The 5,154-nt window shown below is 44.2% G+C and carries 5 protein-coding genes; 3 read left to right on the top strand and 2 right to left on the bottom strand.

Annotation, left to right across the window (positions count from 1 at the left end):
• Both JWQ85_RS21910 and JWQ85_RS08385 read right to left on the bottom strand, forming a co-directional pair.
• Nucleotides 1–57, bottom strand: a 57-nt coding sequence (locus JWQ85_RS21910; protein ID WP_367186196.1) for a twin-arginine translocation signal domain-containing protein, incomplete at its 3' end; no start/stop codon positions are given.
• 82 nt (nucleotides 58–139) lie between these two features.
• A complete protein-coding gene (locus JWQ85_RS08385; protein WP_299466807.1) occupies nucleotides 140–1,375 on the bottom strand; it encodes a DEAD/DEAH box helicase in 1,236 nt (411 codons plus the stop codon).
• Between the two features lie 172 nt (nucleotides 1,376–1,547).
• Here JWQ85_RS08385 and JWQ85_RS08380 point away from each other — a divergent pair, with 172 nt between their 5' ends.
• From JWQ85_RS08380 to JWQ85_RS08370, 3 genes are all read left to right on the top strand, one after another.
• Nucleotides 1,548–2,540 carry a hypothetical protein gene (locus JWQ85_RS08380; protein ID WP_299466805.1) on the top strand — a complete coding sequence of 331 codons (993 nt, stop codon included), beginning with the start codon at nucleotides 1,548–1,550 and terminating at the stop codon, nucleotides 2,538–2,540.
• 143 nt (nucleotides 2,541–2,683) lie between these two features.
• Nucleotides 2,684–3,346 (top strand): DUF1080 domain-containing protein, encoded by a 663-nt coding sequence (locus JWQ85_RS08375; protein WP_299466802.1) that lies wholly within the window; start codon nucleotides 2,684–2,686, stop codon nucleotides 3,344–3,346.
• Nucleotides 3,347–3,391: 45 nt separating this feature from the next.
• Complete coding sequence (locus JWQ85_RS08370) at nucleotides 3,392–5,128, top strand: GMC family oxidoreductase (RefSeq protein ID WP_299466798.1); 1,737 nt, start codon at nucleotides 3,392–3,394, stop codon at nucleotides 5,126–5,128.
• Nucleotides 5,129–5,154: the final 26 nt, after the last annotated feature.

The following is a 5,154-nucleotide window of genomic DNA, read 5'->3' as shown; positions in this document are numbered from 1 at the left end:
TAACAGGCCTGCCGATAGCACCGCGGTGCTTTTCAGGAAAGAACGTCTTGATGTCATTATCTGGTTAGTTTAATTTGGTTTGTGTAAATGTAACGCATTGACTATACAAAACAAATAGACCACATAAATATTACAAGGTTTAATTTGCAGGGCGCGATGGTTTGTTTTTGCCAAAGCGTTTAGGGTTACGTCGCCCGTCGCGCCGTTGGCCGGCTCCCGCAGGGCGTTCCTCTCTAACTTGTTCAATACTTGCTAATACTTCCGGGAGTTCTTTCTGGGTGATTGGCTTATCAATAAGCTGCTCTATACTTTTCAGCCTTTTAAGGTCGCGGTCGTTTACAAAGGTGATAGCGGTTCCCTTACTCGCGGCACGCGCGGTACGGCCAATACGGTGAACATAATCCTCCGGGTCGCCGGGTACATCATAGTTAACTACCAGGTCAATACCTTCCACATCAATACCACGCGATAAGGCATCGGTACCAATAATAACCGGTAATTGCTTGTTTTTAAATCTAAGCAGGATCTCTTCGCGCTCGTTCTGCTGCAGATCGGAGTGGAAAGCGGCCACACTAATATGCGCCGACTTTAATTCTTTATAAAGCGATTTTACAATCTCCTTACGGGATGCGAATATGATAGAGCTTAAATAGCCGCCATCTTTCAAAAGCATTTTTAACAAAGGTGTTTTCTGCTGATCGTGCAACCTATAGATCTGCTGATCAATACCGGCAGCCGGTTGCGATATAGCGATGTTTATCTGCTGCGGATCGGTCAGTATAGCTTTAGCCAAGGTGCGGATCCTGCCCGGCATGGTAGCCGAGAATAACAGCGTTTGGCGCTTTTTAGGCAGATAACCAATAATGCGCATAATATCATCAGAGAAACCCATATCCAGCATACGGTCGGCTTCGTCTAATACCAAATGGGTAATATCATTAAACTTTAACACGCCCGATGTAAGGTGAGCAATAAGCCTGCCCGGGGTTGCTATAATGATATTTACATTATTTTGGATACCTCGGCGCTGCTGCTCATAAGCCATACCATCGCCACCGCCAAAAACAGCCTGCGAACTTACGCCCGTAAAATATGCCAGGCCTTCTACCTGCTGGTCTATCTGTTGTGCAAGCTCGCGTGTTGGGGCAAGTATAAGCGCGGTAGTATGATGTTTATGCGTATTGCATATATAATTTAGAACCGGCAGCAAATATGATGCTGTTTTGCCCGTGCCTGTTTGCGCGCAGGCTATAAGGTCGTCCCCATTAAGGATAGCCGGGATGGCCATTGCTTGTATGGGTGTTGGGGTGGTGTACCCCATGCTTAAAACGCCTTCTAAAAGTTGTTCGTTAAAATTGAAATCCTGAAAAGTCACTTATATTATTAAAGATGAGCATGCAAGTTAAGAAATTTTGTGGTTTTTAACATGTTTACTTTATAATGATGAAGTATCCTTTATTTTTGAAGCCGTAACAAACACGCTTAAAATTTCTATTTAAGAAAACTATTTTCAAACTAAATCATTAATAAGGTTTCTGTTAGTTTATATGTTTACATACTTTACCAAGGCATTTCTCTCCTTTATATTCCTGGTTGTTCTAACATCAGGCTACAGCCGTGCTGCAATTACTGATACATCCGCGGTAAGCAATAGTATTGATACCGGAAAAGTAGCCACACGCATCGTCAACCGCGATTTTAACGACATTTACGTGCAAAATTTAAAGCCGTCGTTTTTTGGGCAGGAGCTTTTTCAGCATGTAAAAACAAAACTGGTAGGCGATATCAACGCGCACTTTGTATTATTAAATACGCCTAAGTCGCGGTTCTTTTTTGATGTATCGGCAAGGATAAAAGTCAGGCTGTTATCTGAATACGGCGAACCGGTAAAATCGCCCAGTTATATGCCCAGTGGTAATTTATATTACAGGATAAACCGCGACCCTTACAAACCGCAGTTTCTGCAAGTATCGTATACACACCATTCTAATGGTATCCGTGGGCCAACCTTGCGGCCCGATGGCAGCTTTAATCGCGATAGCGGAAAATTCAGTACCGATTTTTACTCGCTTAACTATACCATTGGTAAACGTATTGATAAAACGAACACCATTGATAACCATTACAGCACGCTTGGCATTGAGCTGCACAGGGGCTTATTTGGTAAAGACGCGGCCCTGGGCCTGCCCGGTAATTATGGTTTTGTGCGCGTTAATGGTGGCTACATTTACAACATTGCCAAAAAATACGCGGATGATATTGATCCTGCCAAATCCGCCTATAAAAACTGGCAACGCATCCAGTTCGATTTCACCTACATAGCCGATAAATACAGCGGGTACAAGGCATCTAACTTAAAAAAACGCCTTAACGCCAGCCTTAAATATTATTACCAGTTTCCCTTTATGCAAAATGTATCGTTCATAGTAGGCGGTGGTTACCGTGGGCAGGACGATTACAACATCTATTTCGAGGACAGCTACGCTTACGTTCAATTTGGTATCGCTTCGGGATTAACTTTCTTGTTTCATAAAAATTAGAACTATTTGTCTTCTAATTATTTCTGTAAAAATTTTGATTGATAATTAGCGTTACTATAGCATCAATTAAAATAAATACTACATTTAGCCTTTCTAATATTAAACAAGTATGCGTCTACCGCGCTGCTAAATCTGATAACCAAATGAAAAAACTAATCTTAAGTGCATTAGCTGTTGCAGCATTACAGTATTCATCATTTGCCCAAACTACAACCCTGTTTGATGGTAAAACCACTACCGGCTGGCATGCTTATCTACAAAAAGACGCAGGCCCATGGAGCGTAGTTGACGGCGCTTTACAGTTCGATCCTAAAGCACCAAACTCAGCGGACCTGGTAACTGATGGCGAGTATGAAAACTATGAGCTTTCGATAGACTGGAAAATTGCCGAAGGCGGTAATAGCGGTATCATTTTCGGTGTGCATGAAGACCCGGCTTTGGGTGCTACTTATTTATCGGGTATAGAGATGCAGGTTTTAGATAACCAAAAAGCCGAAGACAATAAAAAAGCCAACCACCTTGCGGGTTCATTATACGATATGAAAGCAGCCCCTGCCGATGCAGCAAAACCTGCCGGACAATGGAACGCTGTTAAAATTCGTAAAGACAAAGGCCACCTTACTTTTTGGCTTAACGGTAAAGAAACAATTAACGTGCAAATAGGCAGCCCCGAGTGGACAGAACTACTGAATAACAGCAAGTTTAAAACCTGGAAAAGTTTTGCAGCCTATCCAAAAGGCCGCATTGCTTTACAATCGCACGGTGCGGTGGTTGCGTTCAAAAACATCACAATAAAACAACTGTAATTTACCAGCTAAAAAAATATTTATAGTTCGACATATAGTGTATTAATGGAAGATTTACAGATCAAAAAAACTACCGCAGCTTATGATGTAGTAATTGTAGGCTCGGGAGCAGGCGGCGGTATGGCCGGCTACGTACTGGCTAATGCAGGCATTAAAGTTTTAATGCTGGAAGCAGGTGCTTTCTTTGACCCCAAAACAGATTCGCACCAATTAAAATGGGCATGGGAATCTGCACGCCGCGGCGCGGGCACTACCCGTCCGTTTGGTGATTTTGATGCCGCTTATGGCGGATGGGAGTTAGAAGGCGAACCTTATACTACTAAAGACCAAACAGAATTTGCATGGTTCCGTGCGCGTATGCTGGGCGGCCGTACCAATCACTGGGGGCGTATTTCCCTGCGTATGGGGCCGGAAGATTTTAAACCAAAAGACGGGCTTACAGATCCATGGCCTATTACCTATGCCGATGTTAAACCTTACTATGATAAGGTTGACCGTATGATAGGCATTTACGGTACTGTTGAAAACATAGAAAGCGAACCCGATGGTATATTCTTACCTCCGCCAAAACCAAGGTTAAATGAGCTTTTCATTAAACAGGGCGCAAGCAAAGCCGGTGTTAAGGTAATTACAGGCCGTGGTTCGGTATTAACCGAGGCATTGCCGAATAATAAAGACCGTGGCGCCTGTTTCTTTTGCGGGCAATGCGGCCGTGCATGTAAAGTATACGGCGATTTCTCGGCATCATCATGTTTGGTTATACCGGCCATGAAAACCGGCAACTTAAAAGTAATAACAAACGCCATGGTGCGCGAGGTTCTTACAGATAAAAACGGCTTGGCTACCGGCGTATCATACGTAAATAAAGATGATATGCAGGAATACCAGGTAAATGCCAAAACGGTAATACTTGGTGCCAGTGCAGGCGAATCTGCCCGGATACTGTTAAATTCAAAATCTGCCGCCCACCCGGGTGGTTTGGCTAATAGCAGCGGTGTAGTTGGTAAATACCTGCATGATTCTACCGGATCGGGCGCTGGTGGTTTCCTTCCGCAGCTAATGGACCGTAAGCGCTATAACGAAGATGGCGTAGGTAGTGTACACATTTACTCGCCCTGGTGGCTTGATAATAAAAAACTGAATTTCCCGCGCGGATACCATATTGAATATGGCGGCGGCATGCACATGCCATCATACGGTTTTGGTGGCGGCATACAGGATATGAACGGCGCTGTACCGGGCCGCGATGGTAAAAAGAGAGATGGGGGTGGTTATGGTGCTGGATTGAAAGATGATTACCGTCGTTTTTATGGCACACAGGTAGGCATGGCCGGCCGTGGTACTGCCATTGCGCGTGCCGATAATTATTGCGAGATAGACCCTAATGGCGTTGTAGATAAATACGGGATCCCGGTATTGCGTTTCCATTACAAATGGACAAACGACGAGATAAATCAGGCCAAACACATGCAGGAAACCTTTGAGGAAGTATTGCATAACATGGGCGCTATTTATGGCAAAATGCAGGGCCCCGAAACCAATTATGGTTTAGAAGCACCGGGCAAGATCATCCACGAAGTAGGTACCATCCGCATGGGCGACGATCCTAAGAAATCGGCATTGAACAAATGGTGCCAGGCGCACGATTGTAAAAACCTTTTTGTGGTTGATGCCGCGCCTTTTGTGCAACAGGGCGATAAAAATGCTACGTGGACCATTTTGGCCCTAAGCATGCGCACAGCCGAATATATATTACAAGAACGTAAAAAACTTAATGTATAACGCATCATGAACAGACGCGACTCCCT

This window comes from Mucilaginibacter sp., assembly GCF_028288105.1.
GTDB lineage: Bacteria > Bacteroidota > Bacteroidia > Sphingobacteriales > Sphingobacteriaceae > Mucilaginibacter.
This window is presented reverse-complemented; position numbering and strand designations above follow the sequence as displayed.